This window comes from Enterococcus pallens ATCC BAA-351 (assembly GCF_000407485.1).
Lineage (GTDB): Bacteria > Bacillota > Bacilli > Lactobacillales > Enterococcaceae > Enterococcus_A > Enterococcus_A pallens.
Genome location: NZ_ASWD01000002.1, coordinates 1,031,283 through 1,056,481, shown reverse-complemented (window position 1 = coordinate 1,056,481; position 25,199 = coordinate 1,031,283). Strand labels below are relative to the sequence as shown.

The window sequence follows — 25,199 nt, the reverse complement described above, 5'->3', positions numbered from 1 at the left end:
GGGGGTAACGAATAATTACTAATTCTGAGGAGGTGTCAAAGTGAAAAGAAAAATACTGTTAGGGTTGTTGCTAGCACTCATGGCAAGTGTTGGATTCATAGGTCATACGTATGCTGCAGAAAATACAATTAAGCCAAGAATTATTATTGGACCAGATGATCGTGAGTTAGTTAGTGGAGAACATTTGGAGCAAGCACCCTATCGCTGGACTGTATTCTTAGATATTACTTTTGCAGATGGTTCGCAAACTTACGCCAGTGGAGCAATGGTTTCTAAAGATACGGTTTTAACTTGCGGACATGTTTTATTCAATTCATCTAAGGGTTGGGCAACGGATGTGAAGGTCCATGCGGGTTTCGATGGATTAAACAACAAGTATTATGCAGAGGCTGCACAAATTTTAGGCGCAGCTTCATGGACGAAGATAACTAGTTTCAATTCTTCCTACGATTTAGCAGCAATTAAGCTGGATCGTAACCTAGGAGAGGAAACGGGGTGGTTTCCACTTCAGCAGAATATTTCCTTGCAGGAGTCGGTGACTCTTACTGGATACCCTGGTGAGAAAAACAAGACAATGTGGACAGGAAAAGGATCGGTCAATCAGATATATTATAACGGAATTACGTATAGTGCTGACTCAACAGGTGGAAATAGCGGCAGCCCTGTCTACAACATAAACAATGAATTGATTGCTATTCATTCAGGAGGGGTAAACACTTCAAATAATGGCGGTTCGAAAATTACCAATACTGCTAAGCAAATGATTGATTTTTGGGTGACAGGTCAAGCAGAAGTTGAAGTGACTGATGTTTCCTTGTCCAATCAATTACTTTCGCTAGAGAAGGATCAGACACATCAACTAAGTGTCAATGTGCTGCCGAGCAATGCAACGATTAAAGAAGGAAAATGGACAACGAGTGATAAGTCAATCGCTACTGTTGATTACGCTGGAAAAGTAACAGGCAAGAATCATGGTCAAACAACTATTACGTTTACTACTGATGACAACAGAAAACAGGCTACTTGTTTGGTGAATGTAGTAGATGAAAATTATGTACCGTTGGAACGAATTGAGTTTAGTAATAATGACCAAGTGGAAGATGTAGAAAAAGGAAGATCTTTTTCTACCAGACCACCAATATTTATACCAGAAAATGCTAGTAATAAAGAAATCTACTATACGAGTTCAGATACGGATATTTTAGATATGGAGTTGAAAGACCCCTACTCACCAAAATATCGTAAATCAGGATCTGTAGATATTTATTGCCATTCGAAAGACAACGGACAGACATATAAAGCAAAGACTGTTCGTGTTGATGACCATGGGGATAAGTTTGAGACGGCAACACAGATTGAAAGTAGTGTAAGCCAGTGGGGTTACTTTTACAAATACTCTGATTTGGATTATTTCAAATTTAAAGCTGAATCTAGTGGCGAATATACAATTGATGGAGAAGTATTGGGACCAAATAACGTAGCGTTAAATCAAGTGTGGGAATTCATGATCTGGGATGAGAATGGAACTTATCTTAAAAAGGAGGAACAAAAATACTTTTCTTATTCCTTTGAAGCAGGTAAGAGCTACTATATATTACCTAAACTACGTAGGTTCTATCATATAGATGAAGAAGCATACAAAACTAACTATGTGTTAAATATCTTTCCAAAAGGTTCCGAAAAGCCTAAGAATATTACTAACATTACTTTAAACAAGAACCAATTAGAATTGGACGAGGGAACCTCAGAAGTTTTACAAACCACAATCACGCCAGCAGATACTACGGATGATAAGACCATTGGATGGAGCAGCAGTGATGAAAGTGTCGCGACCGTTATGAATGGAGAAGTCATCGGTATTAGTGAAGGAACCGCAATAATAACCGCTAGAACAAGTAATGGCTTAACTGCAACATGTGAGCTTAGAGTGAATGAGGCAATTATTCCTTTAGAGCGAATTGAGTTATCAACTGAGTTTAAAGAGGTTTATGTAGGGAATGATCGAAAAGTAAGAACACAAGTAAAATTCTATCCAGAAAATGCAACGGATAAAACACTCGTTTGGCATAGTAGTGATGAATCAATTCTAACTGTTAGTGAAACTGGAGTTGTTGAAGCATTAAGTGAAGGAACCGCGACAATTACAGCAACTAGTGGTTCAGTTTCTGCTGAAATCGATTTTGATGCAGTTGATCATCCACAAATAATTGAAATCAATCAGGAAATAGCTGCGGGCGAGGTTTATGAAGAGGAATTCCAGCTGCCTGATGGTGAAATTGGGAGAGGGTTCAATAGGCTAAGTTTCTATTATGAAACTGACACTGGAGGTGGTGTATACGGCAAGTACCCTTGGGTAACTATTTCAGACACCACATTTCCTTATTCTATTTACAATGGTGATCACCGTAATTTTAGGTGTTCAACTTATGTCTTTCCAAATTCTACTCTGAAAATACGGGTAGTTAACCTGAACCAATATTACAAATGTGAACTAAGGTTTGAGCTAGAAGTTTGTCCACTTAATGACAGGATTCCTCAGCCGCTTTCAACTCAGAACCTATTGGATGAGTTACCTGAAAATGAAGAAAATATTCTAGAAAATAATTTCGTATCACAGTAAAGATCAAGAGGAACAATTAGGGATACAGCTTTCTGTATCCCTCTCATAAAAAGCAACAACACTCATGAGGTGAGTGTTTTAAGTGTAAAGCATTGATTTGATAAGTGTTGAGAAAAAGGAGTCGAGAAGAATGAAGAAAATAAAAAGAATTCGTTTTCTTTTATCGAAAAATAAACAAGCAAGAAAAGCATTAGCACTAGTATGTTTTATGCTATTGATGTTGGGTGCCGTTCTTGTCGGTATGAAATTGCTAGATGATAATGGGAGAGTTTCTGCGCATCCGACAAATCCACTCACTGTGACAGATGAAAATGGGAATAACGCATTTAATGTACCGATAGATGGTGGCGCAGTTTTTGAACAATCACTTACTAGTCAGACCCCAAGATTTAATAACTATCTGCAAAATGATGAAATAGTAGCAATATTAGAAAAAAAGATTGTAGATGCTACAGGGGCAGCTGTTAGTGAACTCGGTACAATAAGCGTTGCAATTAGAGCAATTGAAAAAACGACATATGGAAATTATGTTGTATTGTATGGTTTTGCTGGATCCAACAAAGGCGGATTGATCAAAGTAGCTGTGTTCAATAAAGAGGGACAATTATTAGCAGAAAACTTAGTAGGGAAGACAACTGATATTGCCTTGAGGATTAATACAGGTTTTTATAATGTATCAAATAATGCTTATTTAGTTGGAACACAGGATGGCTCATTCTTCAGATATGAGATAAGTGGAGAATCGAACACTGCGGCTAGTATTAATAGAGTGAAGTTAACCACTACTGATAATCCCAATACTGGTATGAAAGCTAATTACCATATAAAAGTAAATACTTTCAGTACTTATTCTGATGATTCAATAATTGTAGGTAGGATAAACACTTCTAACTCAACACACGAGGGAAAAGTGAAGCACCGAGTTCCATTTGCGGCGATTAACGTCAACGGTTGGGAAGGATCTGGATTTTCTGGTGCTTCTTCCTATTTGTTTTCAGTTGAAAACTTATTGAATACAGATCCAGAAATCAATTTACCAAATGAAGGTGTGCAAGTAGTAACTACGCCTACAAATATTTTTTATAATAATGATGGAAAAGTATATGGAACTTTTAGCAATAGTCACTATGATGGTGTGAAAACTACTTCAAAATTATCATTTCAAGTATTCGATACTAATGAGGATATTCAAGACCCTTTAACAGGAGAAAACTTAAAGAAAAGAAAATATTCATATGCTACTAACAGAGAATTGCTAGTTTTAGAAGAAATTTGTACAGATGACCATGCTTATTTCTTGGTTGTAGATTCTCCTAAAACTAAGTTGATTGAAGTTGATCTAAATACTTATGCATCAAGAGAAATACAAACTTTTCCTAGATTGACTCGGATTAAGCTAATTAATAATAGTGACGGAACAATTTCATATTTTGGTTCCACATCATCTTTGACTGATAATTTCTACTCTGATTATTATTCTAATAACTTAACAGGGGCCAACTATTTTATTTCTGGGCTGATGAAAGGTATAACAGATTCAGAACCTTTGAAAACTATCTCTGTCCGTGCACTTGAAACAAATGGCTTTGTCCTTCCAACTAAGATTATTGATTCGGGCAATAACCAACTATTTATGGGGGGATCAACAGCAGATAAAGATAAGTTTGTAGACAAACTTAGTCTTTACCATGAAGCTGTTCCACCAGCAACTAGTGGAGCTCCTTCTTCAAATATGGGTTTTATAGGTGTACTAGAGATAAATGATGACTATTCACCTGCGATTAAGGGTGAAAAAGCTATTACTGTAGATATCACAAATAATGCTGTAGCAAATCCTAGCCCTACAAATTATCGAAATTGGAACACACTAGATCGCTGGTTGATTACTGGCAAAGAAAATGGCTTAATGTCTGATGATACTGCGATAAATGTTTACGACCAAGTAGATAGTAACGATACATCTCTAGGAGCAACGCCACAAGATCGAGAAAATGCATTACAGATGAAAATTAACAGGAATCCTTTAAGTATTTCTTCACCGATTGATTGGAGTGGATTAGGTTTTGATAAAACGAAGGCTGGACCACAATTAATTACCTATTTTGTATCAGATTCACAAGGGCAAGCATCGGTAACTTCTCGGTGGATTAACAAGAAAACATCGCAAACAGTTGACGACCCTGATAACAAATTTGCTTTGGATGCTCAAAACTTCCATATTCCATTAGCTGATCTTGAGACCACTTTTAACGTTGCCGATGCAGATAAAGTATTCAAGAAGCTCGCAAAGACAACTGCTTGGGATTTGGTTAACCATGGTACTGGAGACGGTGACCATGGCGAAGGCTTAGATGAAGATGGGGAAGAAAGTAAGTTCTCAAGTAAAGTAACGGTGGATGCTAACCAATTAAAAGCTTTGCGAGAAGCAACTGTTGCGAAGCCTTACCCGGTGGATGTAACCTACACAACAGGCGTATCGGGAATTACGATTAGGAATCGGGTTTGGGTGTTTGCAACAACGAAAAATACGTTGCCGAATACTAAAACCAATCCGGCTATAACACCGAAGGATACCAATGGCGTTGTTTACTATGCGGATGATTATACTATTCCGTATCGTTTACGTAAGACACAGACCAATAACAAGGTATTAGAGAACGGTAATGTAAAGGTCTACGACTACTTTGATGCGTCTAATGAAACTAGTGCAGAACTGCCAACCTTGGCGGATGCAACGAATAATCCAAACAAATTAGTAGTTAGCTTACCAACCATTCATGATGCCTTAGCACCAGGGAAAGTGACACCTTCAGTGACCTACAAATGGGATGGGCCATTGGATGCCAATCACAAGGATGGTTCAATTTCTGGTAATGAGACGATCGGACATTTGGATATCACCTTAACAGGTAATGTACTATTCCATGTTCGACAAGTAGTCTTGAATGAATCTGGTGAGATTGTAGTGCCAACTGAAGGCTATTTTGACATCAAAAACATAAAAAATAATGGTGGCAATCCAGCTGTTGATCCAGATTATCAGGCCAATCTGACTGGGAAGTCTGGTCTATTAGCAGATGAACCGGGCTTCACTGATATTGCAGTGGATACAGATCAGTTGACTGATTTAGCTGATCAAGTTCAGATGTCGGTGGTTGTTCCAGAGTTTTATAACCTGTTGGGCTATTACCAAACGACTCAACTTGCCGATGCGAATGGTGCAAGTCATGAGAACCACAGTGCCTATACGGCAGGACCGTTGCAGTTAAGCAAAAATGAGTTAAATCAAGGGGAAGAATTTTGGGTGACCTTCTATGTTCAGCCGAATGTAGATGGACAAGATAATCCGAAAACTCCACAGCCGTATAGTTGGGACTATAAGAAGAATGATTTAGGAAAAATAAAAACCAAATAAACGAAAGAGGCGAGGAGTGATGCAATGGTCTATTTATTATTGCTAGTGCTAGGCCTGATTGTATTGGTCCAAAGCTATTTACTATTCTCGCTGATGAAGGGTCAACGGGACTTGCAAATGAAGGTTGCTCGACTGCTGCGAACGAACCAGCAGTCGGCACCTGCGAGAAAAACTCCGACAGAAAGAGGAAGGACACGATGAATCTTGGCTATGCACGCGGGTATCAGATTACCCAACAATTGGATATGCTGGAGGATTATCCGGTGGACGAACTTTTCTCTGATGGGCATCAGGAGGTAGAGGCCCTGAATTCGCCTACCAGTGAATTTCAAGCACTGCTGAATTTTGCTCAGCCAGGAGATCATCTGGTGATTGCTTCATGGGAAGTAATTTCTCGCGATTATCGCCAATTATTAGCTTGCTTGGATCAGTTGGAGGAGCGGGAAATTACCTTGGATGTGTTGAATTTACCGCAACTGAATATGGAGGAATGGCGCCAGATTTTTCGTTGGTCGCTGCGCAATGATCGCTTGTTGCATCCGGTGCTGGTGAAGGCTGGCAAGGAACGGGATCGCAGTAAGGATGCTTACTCATTATTTAGTAAAGAACCGGAGGCACGCAAGCTGTATCGTGAGATTATTTGGCTTTTAGTGGGCAAGCACTCGATCCGTCAGGTGGCCCAACAAAAGCGGGTACCGCTGGAGACAGCTTACCGCATACAGCAAGAGCTAAAGCAACTTCAGCTGGCAATGGTTCTAGTTATTTGTTTTCTATTGGCAATTTTTAGCATTAAGTTGGCGGAATCATATTTTGATCAATTGTGGATTCAAATAGCGATCTGTGTGGCAGTAACACTGATTATTTTATGGAATGTTTTGATTGATACTGAGGAATCTGAAACTAAGCCGCCAAACAAAGAAAAGAACGCTTCAAAAACATAAAGAAAAGGGGAATCCCCATGCAACATGTACTTATTTTAACCAAGAATACCTTGACCGAAGAAAACATTATTAATAAGCTGCAGCGAATGAACTGTGAAATTTTGTGTTCGGCGGATATGCTTCATCGTTTACAGAACGGCACCGTCAATCCGTTTATTTCGTATTTTCAGGGAGTTATCTTGAGCGAGAGCTTGTGTCATTCAGAAGTAGAACAGCTGTTAACCCTATTAAAAAAATATCCGCTCAAGGTGTTACGGATTGTGGAGAACTATCCAAACGAAGAGGAACAGTCGCACTGGCACGAACAGGGGATTGCGGACTGGTTGACGAAGGATACCAGCTACGAGAGCTTGCGGGAAAAGATAAACGACTTGACTCGTCAGTTGGAGCAGGAAATGGCCTCAGGTAATCCGATTCTTTCCTTCCCACATATGGGGGAAGGTCCGAAGTATGACAATAGAAAGCTTTTGCTAAAGAGTCTATCCAAAACTGAGAAAAAAGTGTTTGAATGCTTAGTGGAAGCCTACCCAAAGAGTGGTATCTTGTCTCGAAAAGAGTTGTGTGATCACCTTTGGCGTGATGGGGATACTTCCTCGAATATGAGTCAGTTATCTTGTTTGATTAATAAATTAAAACGTAAATTTGAACAGCATGGATTTACCAGCGAAGCCATCATTACTTTGTGGGGACGAGGGTATAAGTTAAGCAGCGAATTCTATGACTATTGGCTTGTGGAATCTCAGCAGATGGAAGAGATGTATTACGCGACAAATTAATTATAGGAACGCTTGATCGAATGATGATTGAGCGTTTTTTCTGATGGGAAGAAGATAAGAGATATTCTTTCTAAGAGAAGTAAATACTCAAAGTGGACGATAAATTGTGTTGACTGAAAAAGTGAGAATAAGCTACAACACCTAATCGAAAACAAAAAAAGCTAGTCGGTGGGTGGCCGACTAGCAAAGGAGTTAAAAATGAAAAAGTGTTAGGGTTGTTTGTTGGTATGAATATATAATACCTGGAAGATATGACCGAATTGTGAATAGACTGTTTAGAAAGAGTTAAAACGGTATAACTTTTTTTCGATTTAGGCTAAGCTTAGTTTTCACATCTTTGAATGACGTTTAACCGACTGGTGGGATATGGTATACTTTTACTAGTAGTTTTCGATGATCAGCGGCAAGAAGAACTTTTCAAAACCGACTGAAAGAATTTAGCGTATCCCAAGTAGTGAGGTGATAACATGATTGAAATGAGAAATGTGAGTAAATTCATCACTGAACCGCGTCGAGTTAAAATCGATGGCGCAGTGAAAATAAAGAAGCAGCAAATCCCCATTCTAAGACGAGTGAATTTAGTGATTCCTTCTGGAGAATTCGTTTATATTACTGGCGCTTCTGGAGCAGGGAAATCAACCCTGTTGAAGCTTTTGTACAAAGATTTAGTTCCTGAACAAGGTGAAATTTTTGTCAATCGACACCAGCTGAGCACCTTAAAGCGTAAAGAAATTCCTTATTTGCGAAGAGAAATCGGTGTAGTTTTCCAAGATTTCCGTTTATTGCCGCAAATGACCGTTGAGGAAAATCTGGTGTATGCATTAGATATCGTTAATACGCCGCCAGAACAGATTCCAAGGAAGGTCAATCAGATCCTGCACTTAGTGGGCTTGACTCACAAGCGTCATGCCATGAAGCTTTCAGGTGGGGAAGCACAGCGGGCAGCAATCGCACGGGCGATTGTCAACCAACCGCGCATTTTATTAGCGGATGAACCCACGGGGAATCTGGATGCAGCTAATGCGAAGCAGATTGTCCAGCTGTTGGAACGCATCAATCGTAAAGGTGTCACTGTCGTGATGACCACGCACAATCATGGGCTGATTCGTCGGTTCCCTCATCGTGTGGTCCATCTGGAAAAGGGCAAGCTGGTTCATGATACACGACCAGTGAAACGATTAGCTAAAAAGCAGACACGGAGTCGAGCATATAGTCGATAGTAGAGACACCTCTCAATCAGGGGGGGCTTACTAATGCAAAGAAACCAAGCTTATTCAACTTTATGAATAGGCTTGGTTTTATTTTGTGGCTTATCTTCGTACTCGCTCTATTGAGATCTGTTTCTTCTCGAGTTTCTCTAGCATAGCGTTATCCTTTGAATCTGTTACTAAAACATTGATTGCTTCGGCTGCACAACAAATGTAGTTACTGTAAACGCCCAATTTATCAGCAGAGGCCATCCCAATTACTTCATCAGAGACCTCCGTCATTTTCCTCTTTACCTGTGATTCCTGTTGACTATGAACGGTCATGCCTTTCTCAGGATCGAGATTGTAAATACCCATCACGTAAGTATCAATTCTTAATGTGTCTAGCGCTTCTAATGCTTCCACTCCAAGACTGACAGCTGCACGTTTAGCCATAATACCACCTAGTACGATAGTTTCGATATTTTTTCTTTTGATAGCTTCGATAGTGATATACGGTGAGTTGGTAATAATGGTAGCTGCAAAGTCTTCTGGTAAAGCTTTCACCAGTTCTAAATTGGTAGTGCCGCCATCGATCAATAAAATGCTGTCTTCCGTTAATAACGGGAGCGTTTTTTGTACTAAGGATTGTTTTTGATCGGTATTTACACCTAATCGCTGTTCAAAAGTTGTTACTGCTGGACCCAGGCTAATAGCCCCACTGTGAATCCTCCTTAGTAATCCTTGCTGATCAAGCTCTCTAAGATCCCTTCGAATGGTATCTTCCGAACAATGGAATTGCTTGCTCAAATCTGCTGCAAGAACCTTTTTCTTTACACTTAATTCTTCCAATATTAGGCGTTGTCTTTCTCTTTTTAACATATGCCCCTCCAACCACTCATTTTCCTGTCTATTTTACCATAAAAATACTACGTAATAAATCTACTTACGCAAAATGTGCAAAAATATTGAACGAACGTGCAAAAAATGTATTGATTTTTGCACGTGTACCGTTTACAATGATGTCAAAGACATGGGTAACGTTTTCAAAATGTCGAAAAGATAGCTTAGTAGAGCTCCTGGGTTATCAAATAAAATTTGTGAGGTGTCCGAAGTGTCAGAAAAGTGGTTAGATTTGTCAGGTAAGGTAGCGATTGTCACAGGTGGAAGTATGGGATTAGGTGAAAAGATGGTGGATAGCTTAGCAGGAAATGGTGCCCAGGTTATCTCAGCAGATGTTACTGAAACGAACAACCATGATGGGAAAGCCAATGTCGACACAATGATTTGTGATGTAGCCAATAAAAAATCAGTGGAATCCATGATTCAGCAAGTGGTGGAAAAATATGGACGGATAGATGTATTGGTGAACAATGCTGGGGTTAGTCGTCCTCGAATGTTAGTCGATTACTATGGGAAGAAGCCTGAGTATGAATTAAGCGAAGAAGATTTTGATTTTATGACCAACGTCAATCAAAAAGGTGTTTTTCTTTGTTCGCAAGCTGCTGCGCGAGTGATGATTAAGCAAAAATCAGGAGTAATCATTAATATGTCCTCTGAGGCAGGGTTGGAAGGATCAAAAGGCCAGAGCTGCTACTCAGGAAATAAAGCAGCAGTTCATGCGTTTACTAAAGCTTGGGCAAAAGAGCTAGGAGCATTCAATATTCGGGTTATTGGCGTAGCACCTGGAGTAAATGAACGGACACCTATGAACAGTGAAGAGAATTTCAGAGCGCTAAATTATACGAGAGGTGTGGATCCAGAGGCTGTAAATGATGATTACACCGGGAATTATACGGATACCATTCCATTAGGACGACCTGGAAAAATGACTGAAATTGCCGATTTGATCTCCTATTTATCTTCGGATCATGCTTCGTATATTTCAGGAACAACAATTAATATTACTGGAGCAAAATCAACTCGTTAAGGGGGATTAAAGTGATGGAGATGAATATCAGCGGAGGCTCAAGCGGCTCAGGTATTTTAGCGAAAATCCGCCGCTTTGGCGGATTTATGAGTGGCATGGTAATGCCCAACTTAGGTGCGTTTGTTGGGTGGGGAATAATGGCAGCCTTGTTTATCCCTAATGGTTGGCTGCCTAACGAACAATTAAATGAACTAGTAGGACCGATTCTTAATTATGTATTTCCACTATTGATTGGTTACACTGCTGGCTACAATATTCACGGCCAGCGTGGTGGAGTTATTGGATTATTTGCCAGTATGGGCGTAGTTGTAGGATCAGACATCACTATGATTAGTGGTGCGATGATCATGGGACCACTGGCAGCTTGGGTCTTGAAGAAATTCGACCAGGCTATTGACGGCAAGATCAAACCTGGTTTTGAAATGTTTGTGAACAATTTTAGTTTAGGGATTATTGGTGCGATTTTTACGATTGTTGCTTTCTTATCCGTAGGTCCTGCGATTCGTGGGCTAGTAGCAGTTTTGACAGCAGGTGTGCAATGGGCAACAGATAATCGCATGATTCCGGCTTTATCTATTTTTATGGCACCTGCTCAAGTATTGTTTTTGAATAATGTAGTGAACCACGGCATTTTAGCTCCAATCGGGTATGCACAGGCTGCCGAACTAGGTAAGTCGATTATGTTCTTAGTGGATACTAATAACGGACCGTTATTAGGAACGCTGTTCTCAATCGCTTTGTTTGGCCGAGGGAAATCTAAAAATACAGCGCCAATGGCAATGTTCATTGCAGGTATTGCGGGTATTGGTGAAGTGTACTTCCCATTTGTATTAGGAAATCCAATTATGGTTTTTGCAACAATGGGCGGTCTAGCAGTTTCGCTGTATTTACAAGTACTCTTGGGTGGAGGCTTAATCGGGGTAGCTTCTCCAGGAAGCTTGATAAATATTGCCCTGATGACACCGAAGGATGCGATATTTGCCAACTTCGTCTCGATTCTGGCTGGTTTCATTGTCTCGACGCTGATCGGAATGTTCCTGTTGAAGACGTTCGGTTCTGGTGAAGAGGGCAAAGAGTATGCCGTGGGTAATCACAAGGTAAAAAGTGTTGCAGATTTTGCGAAACAGTCCGCTAAGCAAACAGCTTTATTGAAGGAAATGGATGCTGCTGTTCAAAAAATTATTGTGGCGTGTGATTCTGGTATGGGATCTAGTGCTATGGGGGCTTCTGTTTTGAAGAACCTACTGAAAAAGGAAAATCTTACAGGTATCACTGTAGTAAACTCTTCGGCGAACAAAATTGATTCGGATGCAGATTTAGTTATAACGTTGGATTCGTTGATTGAACGAGCCAAAATTAGTGGGGATAATGATCAAATTGCCTATATTCCGATCAATAACTTTTTAAAGGAAAGTGATTATGATGAGGCCATTGCCTTCGTAAAAGAACGAAATCAGCATGGTCAGGTTAACAGGACAACTGAAGCTCATGAAGATACCGCAATAATTGATCGAAAAATCTTGAATGAAGCGAATATCGTGCTTAATCAAAGCTTTGAAAATGTAGAAGAAGCTATCGTTGCTTCGGGCCAGCTTTTAGTCGAGCAAGGCTATGTAACGAAGGATTACATCGATCAGATGCTTGAACGCAATCAACGCTTACCAGTTTATGTTGGGAATCATGTAGCCATCCCTCATGGGTTAGAAGAATCCCGAGGCGCCATTAAGGAATCAGGGGTCTCGATTGTGCAAGTGCCGGAGGGCGTGGCTTTTCCAGATGGAGAAATTGCTTATGTCTTTATCGGAATCGCTGGCAAGGACAATAGTCACTTAGAAATTTTAAGTGTGATTACTCGTTCGTTGATTGATGAAGAGAAGGTAGAACGGATTCGCAGGGCCGTAACGGCAAAAGAAATTATGGATGTTTTTGCAAAATAGATCGCAGGATTGGAGAATGTAGGATGAAAAATGTACTTATCGTTGGTGCTGGGAGATTGGGTAAAGGATTTGTAGGAGAAACATTTTTTAATGCAGGCTGGAACATCACCTTTTTAGATAGTGACCCTCGAGTAATTGACGAACTGAATAAAGAAGGGCATTTTGATGTACGAGTTCATACAACTGATGATGTATTTATGAACAAAATTGATGGCTATAAAGCCTTTGTAACTGATGAGGAATACTCAGTAATGGATAGTTTTCTTAACACTGATTTAGTAATGCTTCCATTATATCCAGAAGATTTTGAAGCGTCGGCTAAATACTTGGCTAAGTGCTTTGACAAGCAGTATGAAGTGAATCCTGAAGGCAAGAAAACCTTGATTTGCTTAACCAATAAAAACCATATTATTGATCAAATTACAGCATATTTCAGAGACAACTTAGGATCTGAAGAAGCTAAAAACTGGTTTGACAAAAATGTGGTTGTCCGTGACTCGATCGTTCGTCGCTCTACTGATGCGGAAACGGCCTATTCGACAGATTTGGTAACTACAGCTGTGGCTGCGTTAATCATTCAAGGACCAGTCTATTCAGACTTCAGTGATGTGAAGTGGTTAGATGTCCGAGAAAATGTTGAAATGCTGAAGGATATTAAAGTCTTCACCATTAATGGACCACATGCTGCTACGGCTTACTACGGGTACTTAAAAGGGTATGACGATATTGTTACTGCTCAGGCTGATCCAGATGTTGCTGCCTTAATTAAGGCTGTTCACGATGCAACGGTACATGCAGTTCTATTTGAATATCCTGTTACTCGTGAAGAAATTCGTGAGCTGGAATATTTACCAAAAGCTAAAAATGAAATGCCGGATGCGATTTATCGTGTGGCTTACGATCCAATTAGAAAGGTTGGTCCACAAGATCGCTTCATGGGAGTCATTCGCTTGTGTCAAAAATATGATATTAATTATGATGGGATCGCAAAAGCCTTAGCTTGTGCTTTTGCTTATAGCGAACCAGAGGATGAAAGTGCTGTAACTATTCAGAAGGATATAGCTGCTGATGGCGTAAGAGCAACCGTTGCAAAATATATAAACAGAGCTGCTGACGATGAAGTGGTCGATAAGATTGTCACTGCGTATCAACAACTGCAAGAGGAAAAAGCTAAATGACTTTTAAAGCCGTAATTTTTGATATGGATGGGGTCATCGTTGATACAGAACCGTTACAGTTCGCTAGGCAGAAGGAATATTTGCAGCACTTGGGCATAACTATTCCAGAAGAAACACTGATGAAAATGGTGGGCGGGAATAAAAAGATGGCTTTCCAAATTATTTCTACCTATTGTAAGGAAGAAATATCATTTAAGGAATATTACAAACGGTTTGGTGCTTATTATGCGGATCGGCCCATTGACTTTACTGAGATTCTAAATGATGGAATTGTCGAAATCTTGGAATGGTTGAAGTCTCAAGGATATCGTTTAGCCTTAGCTTCCTCAGGAGCACCTGAAAAAATAGAGGCTGCCCTGACACAATGTCAGATTAAGGATTATTTTGAACTGATCTTGAGTGGTGACATGTTTAAAGCGTCCAAACCGCATCCAGAGATTTATCAAACAGTTGCAAAAAAAATGTGTCTTACACCAGAAGAATGTCTGGTAATTGAGGATTCTAATTACGGTATTGAGTCTGCGACACGAGCAGGGATGTATACCTTGGCGAAACGGGAAGAACGATTCCCCTTCTCACAAGAACAGGCTGATGGACTTTTTGATTCTTTCAGTGACATCCAAGACTTTTTAGAAAAACAGGAACTTAAAGCAGCAAATTAATGGTGGAGCACCTCTCAAAATTGGGAGGTGTTTTTTGTGCGGAGGTTTTAATTGAGGATCGCTGGAAGCAATATTTTGATAGGATATTCAGCGAACTCATCCTATGTTTGATTAATGCTAATAGCTAAAGATAGAACTATTTTTTGAAATTAAATCAAAAAGGTTCTTTTTTGCGTACTTTATATAATGAACAACTATTTTTTGATGGAGTAAGGAAACCCGTGCTATACTTAAGGTGAATCCTTCTCTAGCCAGAGAGGACGTAAAAAATGCCCAACTATTTACCAACCAACGATCTGTTATTTCACAAGCTTTTTACATCTAAGGATACCAATCACATTCTAAAAGCTTTTGTCAGAGATGTTCTTGGCGAGGAATTTGAGACCCTGACGCCTAGAGACACCTATCACATTGACAGCTACAAACAATCTTTGGAGGATGAGAACAAGCTGAAGTACACGGAGGTGGACGTGCTGGCTGCCAGCAATGATGGCACGCAGGTGACTATCGAGATGTTATGAAAAGTAAATAGTTATGTAAAGTTGAGTGAACAGACGTTGATTTGTCAATGTCTATTCACTTTTTTTCTTCACATAATGAAAGATGGTGGTACAGTTGATTTGTATCCAAATAAAAGAAAAGGAGGTTTTTACATGGATACCGATCAGATTGTTCCTACTATGAATCAACTTATCAAAAAAATGAAAGGCGATGGATATTCCGACAATACACTGGATCATTTTTTATGGATTGGTCATACTTTTGAAACTTTCTGTGTTAAGAGAAATATTCAGAAGGTGAACTCTAATGAAGCTCGAAATTTTTTTAAAGAATCCTTCGACTTTGATTTAGATGCCCCTAACTGCCAATTACAATTTACTCTTCGCCGCCCCGTACTTTTACTGTTTGAATTTTATCACACTGGAAATTACTTATTAAGACATCACAACACGGCTTATACAAATATCCCTACTGCATTTTTAGATTTTTATTTAGAATACAAAGATTTCGTAGATAATTTAATCACTTGTCAGAAGCAAGCAAAAAAAAATAAGTTATGGACAATGGGAAAATTCCTTCTTTTTTTAGATAAAAACCGGGTCTATTCATTTAGAGAACTATCTACTACACTTGTCCATCAATTCATCAATAGTTTAGAAAGCTCTCCAAATACTAAGGATTTACATCGTGGAAATCTTAGACAAGCAATTGATTGGATGTTTGATAAACAAATTTGCCCGTTTTCTGGGTATTCTATCTTTCCAGTTATCCATTCTAGTCAGAGATTATCTATATTATCTTATTATAGTAAAGAAGATATGAGAAAAGCATTTGATGTTATCGATATAAACTCTGTTCAAGGTAAACTTGAAATGGCAGTTATTACAACTCTTTATTATACTGGAATACGTGCATCTGATTTATTAGAGATGACGTTTGCGCAACTTGATTGGGAAAACGATGTTTTCTTTATCAGGCAAAAGAAAAGCGGCGAACCTCTGACACTTCCATTATTGCCCGAAATGAAATTTGCCTTGTTAGATTACATTAAGAACAGCAGAAAAGCGGTCAATGAGGACTTGGATCATATTTTTTTAATTAGCTGTGCTCCCTATCACAAATTTTCTATTGGTGGAATTTCTTCTATCGTTAAACGAGTCTTTCTAAGAGCAGAAATTGATATTACTGGTAAGCATGCGGGGGCCCATGCCATGAGACATTCACTTGCGACAAATTTGATGCAGGAGTCAGTTCCAATTAGCGCAATTTCTAATGTTCTAGGACACAAGCAAATAAGATCGACAGAGAAATATCTGACCATTGACGAAACCAAATTAAGAGAATTTTCTTTGGAGGTGCCTTATGTCTTTTTATAATTATAAGTTCGCCGAACCTTACAACGAACCATTTGAGCGTGTTATTCAATACAAACGAGGAATAGGTTATGATTATGGCGACTGCTATGTTGGTTTTTATAGACGAATTGCAAAATTTCTCAGTCAGTTTAAACCAACGAAACCAATTATTACACAGGAAATGTATGAGAAATGGTGCGAACAAACTGACAATGAAGGAAAAGTCTACCATAACATGCGAATCAAAGTACTCTGTGATATTTGTCATATATTAACTGACATGGGTTATCCAAATATTTATATTGATCCATTTGAACCGAGATACCTGAAAAGCTCTTTTGTCCCTTACATTTTTACTCACGAGGAGATTATCCGTCTATTTGATAATCTAAAAAAGATCGTCAATCAAAAGGATTATTCAAATGATGCGTTTACCTTATTATTCATTTTGTACTACTCTTGTGGTCTGCGTCGCTCCGAAGGACTGCATTTACGGAAAAAACATTGTAAAGTGGATCAAGGGATTATTGAAATCATTGATTCTAAAAATCATATAAGTCGAATCATTCCATTATCTGATAGTGTGCATGCACAATTACAAAGCTATATGACCTCTTACAGTTCCCACTTAGAACCTAACCAATTCATTTTTCATCACCCGAATTCTTATGACGAACATTATTCTATAGGGTCTCTATATCGTAGATATAGGAAACTACTAGTAGACTCTTACATTCCATATCGACAGGGCGGTAATTTACCTCGAATTCATGACTTACGTCATACGTTTGCCATTCATGCGCTTGAAAAGGCAGAAAAAGAAGGAATTGATCTTTATGCCGCACTTCCTTTATTGTCTGTTTATTTAGGACATGAACACCTGACTCAAACTGAAAACTATTTACGACTAACCGTTCAGCAACATAAAAATGTGAGCACAAAAGTGAAAAAGTATATCGGTAACTTGTTCTATCAAGGAGAGGAAGATTGACATGCATGGCTTTTCATTTTATGTGATGAATTATTTTTCAAGTTATTTAACTAAATTCTTAGGTTGCTCAAAAAAGACTATTGAATCTTATCGAGACACTTTCGTGCTCTTTTTTGACTATTTAGCAACGCACGAAAGAATTACTTCTGACAACATAAAGCTAGAAGATTTTAATGAAGCAATCGTTGAAAGGTTCCTCAACTATTTAGAAGAAAATCGTGGAAATAGTATCAATACAAGAAATCAACGCTTAGGTTGCTTAAAAAGTTTTGCGAATTATTTAAAACGAAAAGAGTTTGCCTTTTTGAGTCAATGGGAAAGAATAACAGACATTCCTAGCAAAAAAAAGATCACTCAACAAATAGCATATTTAACAATAAAAGAGTTAAAAATACTTTTATCTATGCCTGATAATACTACTAAAAAGGGGCGCAGAGAAAAGGCGTTATTATCCTTTATGTATGATACAGGCTGTCGCGTTCAAGAGATAATTGAGACCCAAATATGTAATATTCGCTTTTCTTCGCCACCTTCAGTGGAGGTTCTTGGAAAAGGCGCTAAATATCGTCAAATACCTTTTTCATTAGAAGTCCGTGACTTACTGAGGGAATACCTTAAAGATCAAAATCTGAATATTTCTTCAGAACAATACGTCTTTCGAAATAATGTAAATAAGAAATTGACCCGAGCAGGCGTCCAGTATATATTGGATAAAAATATCCAAAAAGCTCGACAGGAGAATCCACACTTATTTCTCAAAAAAATTTCCAACCATAGTTTGAGGCATAGTAAAGCCATGCATTTGTTGGAAGCTGGGGTTAATTTGATTTATATCCGAGATTTATTAGGACATGCCTCAGTGAATACGACAGAAATTTATGCAAGGGTAAACCCAGAAATAAAGCGAAGGATATTGGAAAAAAACTATTCAGAAGTTCATTCTGATACAAAGTATACGGACGAAAAAAAATCAGAATTGGTTGAATGGTTGAAAACTTCACTTTAGTTATGTAAAGTAAAGAGCATCACGATAGTTGATCTACGGGCACTATTTTGATGTTCTTTACATAACTATTTACTTTTCATAACATTTCTTATGCAAAGCTTTACATAAGAAATGCAGGTCCGCAGCCATGATTTTTTCAGAGAACGTGCAGTCTTTTATTTGTCCGCTGCGTATGCTTCCCCTTATGGTGATGAAGATGCTGAAGCTTTTGAAGAGGATAACCAATTTTCTACTCTGCGCGCTGCATACGGCATAAACATCATTGACTTTCATATGTTTCCTAAAGATGAGGATGCGTTGCAAAATATTAGCTACCACAATGACAAAACTCATAGACCTTTTTTAGGCAGCCAAGGCCAAAAAATCCATCGCTTATGTTTTCTTAGCTTGAAAAATAAAAACATTGAAACAGACAGCCCTGTTTACCACTGGCAGCAATTTTTCAAAACTGGCCAAGTGGCAGAGCATGCCCCTCAGTATTTGAAGGATGCCCAGAAGAAGGTTAATTATTACTCATTAAACGAGGAGGAGAAGAAAATGATTATGCGAGTCGACAAAGGTCGAGCGATCCGGAATGCAGAACTGTCCACTGCTAGAAGAGAAGGCAGAGAAGAAGGCCAGACCAAAAATAAAGTTGAAACAGCAATTAATTTCTTAAAAATGGGTTTATCCCCAGAACAAGTAGCTCAGGGGACCGGGTTGTCTGTTGGACAAGTAAAAGAACTGGAACGACAATTAGAATAAGTGACTGGGAATATAGCGAGTCCAGAGCATTAGGAGTTGATGATTGCGGAATTCCTTTTTTATGTGCTGTATGTAGATGTGTGGACGAGAAGAGGAGGGGGAAGTGTTGATGTTAAAGATCGACAAAGGTCGAGCGATCCGGAATGCAGAACTGTCCACTGCTAGAAGAGAAGGCAGAGAAGAAAATAAAATTGAAACGGCAATTAATTTCTTGAAAATGGGTCTATCCCCAGAACAAGTAGCTCAAGGCACCGGGTTATCTATTGAACAAGTAAAAGAACTGGAACGACAATTACAATAAGGAAACGGGGACACTGTAAACACCTAAGCATCAGAAGTTACCAAGTGATAATGATGGTGTTCCTTTTTTATTAGCAACAGTACCTATACCTCCTCAAGCTGGGAGGTGTTTTTGTTTTACCATGCAGTAGAAGTATAATAGATACGAGGTGATAAAAGTGGAAACAACCATTCAAGCAGCAGTGCAGAAAATACAAGCGGCAAGCAGCATTACCTTTTTAACTGGAGCAGGTGTTTCAACGCCATCAGGAGTACCAGATTATCGATCCTTGAAAGGTGTTTATCATGGTATGGAAGCACCGGAGTATTTATTGAGTGTTGATTGCTTAGACCGAGAACCGGAGAAATTCTATTCCTTTGTTAAAGCGTTGTACCATCCGACTGCCAAACCAAACGTAATTCATCAAAAGATGGCAGCATTGGAGAAACGTAAACCGATCAGGATTGTTTCGCAAAATATTGATGGTCTGCATCAAGCAGCCGGCAGTCAACACTTGGTGAATTTTCACGGCTCACTTTATGATTGCTATTGCCGCAAGTGTGGGCAGACGGTGCCTTGGCAAGAATATTTGAAGAATGATCAGCATGAAAATTGCGGAGGGCAGATTCGACCAGGGATTGTTTTGTATGGCGAAGGTTTTACCGATGATACCATTAGCCAAGCTATTCAAGCGGTAAAAGCTTCAGATTTGTTAGTAATCATTGGAACAAGCTTTCAAGTCCATCCGTTTTGTGATTTAATTTATGAAAAGAACGAAAATGCCGCAGTGCTGGCTATCAATCGGACACCGATCCATGTTCCGATGATGCATGACTTTGTAGAAGCCGATGGCAGTACTGTTTTCGAACAGCTATAGGAGGATTTTGATGGAACGTACAGAAAAAGAGAAAATGATTGCCGGAGATTTATATTTTGCAGGTGATCCCGAATTGGTGGCTGATCGTAAAGATGCCCGAGTGAAAATGCGAGCAATCAATAGCGAAACCGATGCAGCCAAAAGAGAGCTGATCGTCAAATCAACCTTTGGTAAAACGGGCAATCATGTCTACATCGAGCCGACTATCTCCTTTGATTATGGCTACAATATCTCGGTGGGCGAAAATTTCTACTGCAACTTTAACAGTATTTTTCTAGATATTTGCCCGATAACTATTGGTGATAATTGCATGTTTGGTCCTAATTGCCAACTGTACGCAGCGACTCATCCGGTTGAACCAGTGAAGCGCAACAGTGGGATGGAATTTGGCAAACCGATTACTATTGGCGACAATGTTTGGTTTGGTGGTTCAGTGGTAATTACGCCAGGTGTGACGCTAGGAAACAACGTGGTAGTCGCAGCTGGTTCAGTAGTAACCAAATCATTTCCAGACAATGTGGTGCTTGGGGGAAATCCAGCTCGAATTATTCGGACCATTGATGAGGATGACAAAGCCAATAAGCTCGAAGCAGCTCGTAAAAAAATCGATGCTATTGATGAACAATTAGTGGCATTGTTAGAAAAACGACTACAGGCAGTAACAGAAGTCACCGCCTATAAAAAGGAAAACAAAAAAGATATTCTGGATCAAAGCCGAGAAGATGCTGTCTTAGAAAAAGTAGCACAGCGGGTTGAAAATCCTTTGTTTGAAGAGACCATGGTAGCGACCTTCCAAGATATTATGAAGCAATCTAGAAATTTCCAATCTAAAGAGTTAGGTGAATGAAATGAAAGACGGAATTAAACGTAGAAAAGCAATTTTGAAAGAGCTGGGAGAAACAGAAAAACCGTTAAGTGCCAGCAGCTTTGCCAAAAAATATGATGTAAGCCGCCAAATTATTGTAGGAGATGTAGCCTTGCTAAGAGCTGCAGGTGAGAATATTATCGCAACTTCTCGCGGCTATTTGCTAGAGCGCAAGTCCACTCAGCTATTTAGTAAAATTGCGGTTCAACACGATAAAAACCAAGCAGAAGAAGAACTGCGCACGATTGTTGCAGCAGGCGGAGAGATTGTTGATGTAATTGTAGAGCATCCTTTATACGGAGAATTAGTTGGCGGCCTACACATTACTACTCAAGGAGAGGTAGATGATTTCTTGAAAAATTACCAATCATCTAATGCCAGCTTCTTATCAGAATTAACAGATGGTATCCATCTGCATACAATTGCCTATGAAACCCAAGAAGATTTTGAGCGAATTACTCAAGCTTTGGCAGATAAAGGGATTTTGTACAAAGAAAAAGAAGCGTAAATGCGCGATAACTCAATAAAATAGCTGTCTAGTGAAAAATGCTTTCTTAACGAGAGCATTTTTTTGTTGGAGAAATTTCTGTGTTTACGTTTACATTTTGATCCAGCTAAGGTATACTCGTCTTGAGGATAAGACGTTATAACGTCTTATCTGGTTGTGTATCGTGTTTCTGTTCATAATATGGAAGGGAGTCAATAATGATGGGGAAGACAGAGGCTTTGGCTAAACAGTTGCTTGATTTAATGGGAGGGGCTGACAATGTTGTTTCAGTCACTCATTGTGCCACCAGATTACGACCGCAGCTTAGGGATCATGCACTCGTTGATGCGAAGCAAATAGAGGCACTAGAAGGAGTGACTGGCGTTGTAGATAAAGAATCAGGAATTCAAGTGGTCATTGGAACCACGGTTGGTGAAGTGTATGAAGCGTTCTTGAAGGAGTTAGGAACAGAATCAGATGTAAAAGAGCATCCGATTGAAGAAGTGAAGAAGGAACGGCACTTGTTAAATGATTTTGTTGCATTGGTAGTCAGTATATTTTCTCCTTTGCTGCCGTTGCTCGCTGGATCAGGATTGCTTCGCGGCTTCACAATTTTAGCAAATGAATTAGGCTGGTTATCAACAGAAAGTACGACTAATTTAGTGCTTACCTTGGCTGCAACTTCTGTATTTTATTTCTTGCCATTACTCGTTGCGGTAACCTCTGCCAATCGCTTTAAAACCAGTCCATTCATTGCAATGGCTGTTATGGGTGCTTTGATCATGCCTGGATTTATAGAGCTAATCCAAGGCGACGGGGGAAACATGGTTTCATTTTTAGGTATTTCAATTCCAGTATTTAATTATACGAGTCAAGTGATTCCAGCTATTCTAACGATTTGGCTTCAATCAAAAATGGAACACTTTATGAAGGCGAAATTGCCGAATAGTTTACACATGATTATTATTCCAACCGTTTTATTGTTGGTATTAGTACCAATTGCTGCAGGTATTTTTGGACCGATTGGTAATTATTTAAGTATTGGTATCGCCAATGTTGTTGGCTGGTTGGCAAGTATTAATCAAATTGTTACAGGGGCAGTAATTGGCGGTATTTGGAACATTCTCATTATGTTTGGAGTTCATTGGGCACCGAATACAATGGTCATTATTCCAGAAATCGCTCGGACAGGTTCTTCGCCGTTTATTGCCTATGGGGCTAATGCAAACTTTGGTATGGCGGGTGCAGCCTTTGCTATCTTCTTGCGGTCTCGCAATCAAAAACTGAAAAACTTTTCTTTAACAGCGATCACCTCAGTACTTCTATCAGGAATTGTTGAACCAGCTATCTATGGTTTAGGGGTGAAATTTAAAACACCTTTAATTGCTGGTTGTTTAGGTGCAGCTTTAGGTGGAGCATTCATGGGAGCCTTTAATGTAATCGGTAATGCCTTTGTATTTGGTGGGTTAACGACTATTCCAGCTTTTGCTGGCCCGACATTGTGGGCATATATCGTAGGTTTAATCATTTCTTTTGTGGGTGGATTGATTTTAACACTAATTTTAGGCGTGAAAGATCCAGAAGCAGAAATGTCAGCTATTAACAAAATGGGAGGAAACAAATAATGACAATACAAACAAAAATTCAAGGGATTTTAGGTCTAGCAGCAATTGGCGATGCGATGGGGGCGGTAACAGAGAACTTATCCTTTGATCAGATTCGCCAACAGTTCGGAGGACCGGTTACTGAACTGCGCAAGCCTGGTGAAACGGCTTTTGCTTTAGGGAATGAGGCTGGACAGGTTACAGATGATTTCTCTCAAATCTATTTTCTCTGCCAAGCGATTTTAGAAAATGGGGGAACGCTAGATAAGGAAACTGTGATCAAAGCTATTTTAAAATGGTCAGATGTTTCTTGGTACTTTGACCGCTTTGCTGGACCAACTACTCGAAGTGCAGTAGCGATGTACAAAGATCCTTCTTTAAAAATGAAACCTTTGCCTGGTGCTGTAACAGTGGACTATGCTTCTAAAGCGACGAATGGTGCAGCAATGAAGATTGCTCCAGCAGGTATTTTGAACCCTAACGATTTAACAGGAGCAATTGAAGCAGCAATTACTATCACTCAAGTAACCCATGATAACTCCTTGGCAATCTCTGGGGCCTGTGCTGTTGCAGCTGCGACTAGTGCTTCATTAGCTGAGTATGCGACTGTTGAAGACGTATTAGCAGCTGGCTATTATGGAGCAGTTCGTGGAGAAGCATTAGCGAAGGAAGTTTCTCGAGAAGTGGCTGGGCCTAGTGTTGTAGAGCGCACACAACTAGCGTATAATATTGTAGACGGTGTAGGTACAAAGGAAGAAAAACTACGTCGACTGTCACAAATCGTTGGTAGCGGGCTGCATATTTCAGAAGCGGTACCTAGTGCTTTTGGAATCGTGTCCTTAAATAAAGGGAATGCTTTACAGGCAGTTATTGATGCTGTAAATATTGGATACGATACAGATACAATCGCAACTATTGTTGGTTCAATGGTGGGAGCATTTATTGATTTATCTGATCCAGAATTCCTTTCTTTATTTGAAACTGTTCAAAAGGCCAATGATTTTAATATTGTAGAATTATCAAATTCATTAGCAGATGTGGTGAGGTTTCATGAAAGGAAACAGTGTTAAATATCTAGCAATTTATGAAGAATTAAAGCAAGAGATTATCAATGGTAAGTATCCTGTAGGTGATCTATTTCCGGCTGAACCTGACTTGCAGAAGCGTTTTAATGTAAGTCGAATTACCGTTAGAAATGCGGTGAAGCTTTTAGTGGATGAAGGCTATGTTCAGCGTATTCATGGTGTAGGGACAATTGTTTTGAGTCGAAAAGAATCACTGCAATTACAGACTTTACTTAGTTTCTCTGAAGAAAATGGAGATCGTGGGGTACATTCCACATTGCACTCTTTTAAGGAGACGGTTATAGCTGATCCTATGGTTTGCTCACAACTAGAGCTGCCAAAAGGGGCAACTGTTAGTTGTCATGAGAGATTGCGTTGGATTGGGGATTCACCAATAGGCTTTCAACGAGTGTACTGTCCTTCTTTTATTCCATTGGCTGCAGAAGAACTAGAAGCCCCAGATACTTCATTATACAAACTGTTGCGGGAAAAAGGTTTTGTGGTGACAAATGCAAAAGAGACGATCGAGTCTGTGGTAGCTGATAAGCAATTAGCAGAATATTTAAAAGTAGAAGAAAACAAACCTTTATTGTATGTTCAGCGGGTGACAAGGGATCAACGCGACCGACTAATTGAGTACGCTGAAATCTATTATCGTGGCGATCGCTATCGCTACAATGTACAGCTGCAAGTACCAAGATAAATTCAAAAAGGAATCGCTCAAAATTTTATTCTTTGAGGGATTCCTTTTTTTTTTTTGCCAATATAGTGCAATGTAA

General features: G+C 39.3%; 23 protein-coding genes. 22 read left to right on the top strand and 1 reads right to left on the bottom strand.

Translation table 11 applies throughout. The annotated features are described in order from the left end of the window. Positions 1–40: 40 nt before the first annotated feature. From I588_RS27895 to I588_RS11515, 6 genes are all read left to right on the top strand, one after another. Positions 41–2,620, top strand: coding sequence for an Ig-like domain-containing protein (locus I588_RS27895; RefSeq protein WP_010756381.1), 2,580 nt, complete (start codon positions 41–43; stop codon positions 2,618–2,620). A gap of 208 nt (positions 2,621–2,828) precedes the next feature. Then, a complete protein-coding gene (locus I588_RS11530; protein ID WP_139244092.1) occupies positions 2,829–6,035 on the top strand; it encodes a hypothetical protein in 3,207 nt (1,068 codons plus the stop codon). Between the two features lie 24 nt (positions 6,036–6,059). Next, entirely contained in the window at positions 6,060–6,236 is a 177-nt protein-coding gene (locus tag I588_RS27580) for a hypothetical protein (protein WP_010756383.1), read from the top strand. After that, positions 6,233–6,976: a recombinase family protein gene (locus tag I588_RS11525; protein WP_010756384.1), complete on the top strand. Its 744-nt coding sequence runs from the start codon at positions 6,233–6,235 to the stop codon at positions 6,974–6,976. Before I588_RS27580 ends, I588_RS11525 begins: the two co-directional genes overlap by 4 nt. A 17-nt stretch (positions 6,977–6,993) precedes the next feature. Continuing rightward, a complete protein-coding gene (locus I588_RS11520) occupies positions 6,994–7,752 on the top strand; it encodes a winged helix-turn-helix domain-containing protein (RefSeq protein WP_010756385.1) in 759 nt (252 codons plus the stop codon). 467 nt (positions 7,753–8,219) lie between these two features. Further along, positions 8,220–8,972, top strand: a complete 753-nt coding sequence (locus I588_RS11515; protein WP_010756386.1) for a cell division ATP-binding protein FtsE — start codon at positions 8,220–8,222, stop codon at positions 8,970–8,972. A gap of 90 nt (positions 8,973–9,062) precedes the next feature. Here I588_RS11515 and I588_RS11510 read toward each other — a convergent pair whose 3' ends face one another. Beyond that, positions 9,063–9,821, bottom strand: coding sequence for a DeoR/GlpR family DNA-binding transcription regulator (locus tag I588_RS11510; RefSeq protein WP_010756387.1), 759 nt, complete (start codon positions 9,819–9,821; stop codon positions 9,063–9,065). 232 nt (positions 9,822–10,053) lie between these two features. Between I588_RS11510 and I588_RS11505 the strand changes: the two genes are divergently transcribed. From I588_RS11505 to I588_RS11425, 16 genes are all read left to right on the top strand, one after another. Continuing rightward, on the top strand, positions 10,054–10,869 hold the full coding sequence (locus I588_RS11505; protein ID WP_010756388.1) for a sorbitol-6-phosphate dehydrogenase subunit: 816 nt from the start codon (positions 10,054–10,056) through the stop codon (positions 10,867–10,869). A 14-nt stretch (positions 10,870–10,883) separates the two neighbouring features. After that, positions 10,884–12,806, top strand: a complete 1,923-nt coding sequence (locus tag I588_RS11500; RefSeq protein ID WP_010756389.1) for a PTS mannitol transporter subunit IICBA — start codon at positions 10,884–10,886, stop codon at positions 12,804–12,806. Between the two features lie 23 nt (positions 12,807–12,829). Beyond that, positions 12,830–13,984, top strand: coding sequence for a mannitol dehydrogenase family protein (locus I588_RS11495; protein ID WP_010756390.1), 1,155 nt, complete (start codon positions 12,830–12,832; stop codon positions 13,982–13,984). Further along, positions 13,981–14,646: an HAD family hydrolase gene (locus tag I588_RS11490; RefSeq protein ID WP_010756391.1), complete on the top strand. Its 666-nt coding sequence runs from the start codon at positions 13,981–13,983 to the stop codon at positions 14,644–14,646. The genes I588_RS11495 and I588_RS11490 overlap by 4 nt, the downstream gene beginning before the upstream one ends. A 269-nt stretch (positions 14,647–14,915) precedes the next feature. Continuing rightward, positions 14,916–15,167 (top strand): PD-(D/E)XK nuclease family transposase, encoded by a 252-nt coding sequence (locus I588_RS11485; protein WP_010756392.1) that lies wholly within the window; start codon positions 14,916–14,918, stop codon positions 15,165–15,167. Positions 15,168–15,299: 132 nt separating this feature from the next. Further along, a complete protein-coding gene (locus I588_RS11480) occupies positions 15,300–16,523 on the top strand; it encodes a tyrosine-type recombinase/integrase (protein ID WP_010755493.1) in 1,224 nt (407 codons plus the stop codon). Next, positions 16,510–17,493 carry a tyrosine-type recombinase/integrase gene (locus I588_RS11475; protein ID WP_010755494.1) on the top strand — a complete coding sequence of 328 codons (984 nt, stop codon included), beginning with the start codon at positions 16,510–16,512 and terminating at the stop codon, positions 17,491–17,493. Before I588_RS11480 ends, I588_RS11475 begins: the two co-directional genes overlap by 14 nt. Before the next feature lie 25 nt (positions 17,494–17,518). Next, positions 17,519–18,499 (top strand): tyrosine-type recombinase/integrase, encoded by a 981-nt coding sequence (locus I588_RS11470; RefSeq protein ID WP_211219390.1) that lies wholly within the window; start codon positions 17,519–17,521, stop codon positions 18,497–18,499. Positions 18,500–18,610: 111 nt separating this feature from the next. Next, on the top strand, positions 18,611–19,243 hold the full coding sequence (locus I588_RS26855; RefSeq protein WP_010756393.1) for an Rpn family recombination-promoting nuclease/putative transposase: 633 nt from the start codon (positions 18,611–18,613) through the stop codon (positions 19,241–19,243). Between the two features lie 109 nt (positions 19,244–19,352). Then, complete coding sequence (locus I588_RS11455; RefSeq protein WP_010756394.1) at positions 19,353–19,544, top strand: hypothetical protein; 192 nt, start codon at positions 19,353–19,355, stop codon at positions 19,542–19,544. A 157-nt stretch (positions 19,545–19,701) separates the two neighbouring features. Then, positions 19,702–20,400, top strand: coding sequence for an NAD-dependent protein deacylase (locus I588_RS11450; protein WP_010756395.1), 699 nt, complete (start codon positions 19,702–19,704; stop codon positions 20,398–20,400). Between the two features lie 10 nt (positions 20,401–20,410). Beyond that, positions 20,411–21,247: a chorismate mutase gene (locus I588_RS11445; RefSeq protein ID WP_010756396.1), complete on the top strand. Its 837-nt coding sequence runs from the start codon at positions 20,411–20,413 to the stop codon at positions 21,245–21,247. A gap of 1 nt (position 21,248) precedes the next feature. After that, positions 21,249–21,773: a transcription repressor NadR gene (locus I588_RS11440; protein ID WP_010756397.1), complete on the top strand. Its 525-nt coding sequence runs from the start codon at positions 21,249–21,251 to the stop codon at positions 21,771–21,773. Between the two features lie 197 nt (positions 21,774–21,970). Next, positions 21,971–23,377, top strand: coding sequence for a PTS transporter subunit EIIC (locus I588_RS11435; protein ID WP_010756398.1), 1,407 nt, complete (start codon positions 21,971–21,973; stop codon positions 23,375–23,377). Beyond that, positions 23,377–24,426: an ADP-ribosylglycohydrolase family protein gene (locus I588_RS11430; RefSeq protein ID WP_010756399.1), complete on the top strand. Its 1,050-nt coding sequence runs from the start codon at positions 23,377–23,379 to the stop codon at positions 24,424–24,426. The genes I588_RS11435 and I588_RS11430 overlap by 1 nt, the downstream gene beginning before the upstream one ends. Further along, entirely contained in the window at positions 24,407–25,123 is a 717-nt protein-coding gene (locus I588_RS11425; protein WP_010756400.1) for a GntR family transcriptional regulator, read from the top strand. Before I588_RS11430 ends, I588_RS11425 begins: the two co-directional genes overlap by 20 nt. Positions 25,124–25,199 lie beyond the last annotated feature (76 nt).

Excerpts from the sequence above, each read along its gene's own strand:
- I588_RS11520 (WP_010756385.1), top strand. The coding sequence starts at position 6,994 with ATGCAACATGTACTTATTTTAACCAAGAATACCTTGACCGAAGAAAAC.
- I588_RS27580 (WP_010756383.1), top strand. The coding sequence starts at position 6,060 with ATGGTCTATTTATTATTGCTAGTGCTAGGCCTGATTGTATTGGTCCAA.
- I588_RS11440 (WP_010756397.1), top strand. The coding sequence starts at position 21,249 with ATGAAAGACGGAATTAAACGTAGAAAAGCAATTTTGAAAGAGCTGGGA.
- I588_RS26855 (WP_010756393.1), top strand. The coding sequence starts at position 18,611 with ATGCAGGTCCGCAGCCATGATTTTTTCAGAGAACGTGCAGTCTTTTAT.
- I588_RS11445 (WP_010756396.1), top strand. The coding sequence starts at position 20,411 with ATGGAACGTACAGAAAAAGAGAAAATGATTGCCGGAGATTTATATTTT.
- I588_RS11430 (WP_010756399.1), top strand. The coding sequence starts at position 23,377 with ATGACAATACAAACAAAAATTCAAGGGATTTTAGGTCTAGCAGCAATT.
- I588_RS11485 (WP_010756392.1), top strand. The coding sequence starts at position 14,916 with ATGCCCAACTATTTACCAACCAACGATCTGTTATTTCACAAGCTTTTT.
- I588_RS11525 (WP_010756384.1), top strand. The coding sequence starts at position 6,233 with ATGAATCTTGGCTATGCACGCGGGTATCAGATTACCCAACAATTGGAT.
- I588_RS11470 (WP_211219390.1), top strand. The coding sequence starts at position 17,519 with ATGAATTATTTTTCAAGTTATTTAACTAAATTCTTAGGTTGCTCAAAA.
- I588_RS11480 (WP_010755493.1), top strand. The coding sequence starts at position 15,300 with ATGGATACCGATCAGATTGTTCCTACTATGAATCAACTTATCAAAAAA.
- I588_RS11435 (WP_010756398.1), top strand. The coding sequence starts at position 21,971 with ATGATGGGGAAGACAGAGGCTTTGGCTAAACAGTTGCTTGATTTAATG.
- I588_RS11475 (WP_010755494.1), top strand. The coding sequence starts at position 16,510 with ATGTCTTTTTATAATTATAAGTTCGCCGAACCTTACAACGAACCATTT.
- I588_RS11455 (WP_010756394.1), top strand. The coding sequence starts at position 19,353 with ATGTTAAAGATCGACAAAGGTCGAGCGATCCGGAATGCAGAACTGTCC.
- I588_RS11530 (WP_139244092.1), top strand. The coding sequence starts at position 2,829 with ATGCTATTGATGTTGGGTGCCGTTCTTGTCGGTATGAAATTGCTAGAT.
- I588_RS11490 (WP_010756391.1), top strand. The coding sequence starts at position 13,981 with ATGACTTTTAAAGCCGTAATTTTTGATATGGATGGGGTCATCGTTGAT.
- I588_RS11510 (WP_010756387.1), bottom strand. The coding sequence starts at position 9,821 with ATGTTAAAAAGAGAAAGACAACGCCTAATATTGGAAGAATTAAGTGTA.
- I588_RS11495 (WP_010756390.1), top strand. The coding sequence starts at position 12,830 with ATGAAAAATGTACTTATCGTTGGTGCTGGGAGATTGGGTAAAGGATTT.
- I588_RS11515 (WP_010756386.1), top strand. The coding sequence starts at position 8,220 with ATGATTGAAATGAGAAATGTGAGTAAATTCATCACTGAACCGCGTCGA.
- I588_RS11425 (WP_010756400.1), top strand. The coding sequence starts at position 24,407 with ATGAAAGGAAACAGTGTTAAATATCTAGCAATTTATGAAGAATTAAAG.
- I588_RS11500 (WP_010756389.1), top strand. The coding sequence starts at position 10,884 with ATGGAGATGAATATCAGCGGAGGCTCAAGCGGCTCAGGTATTTTAGCG.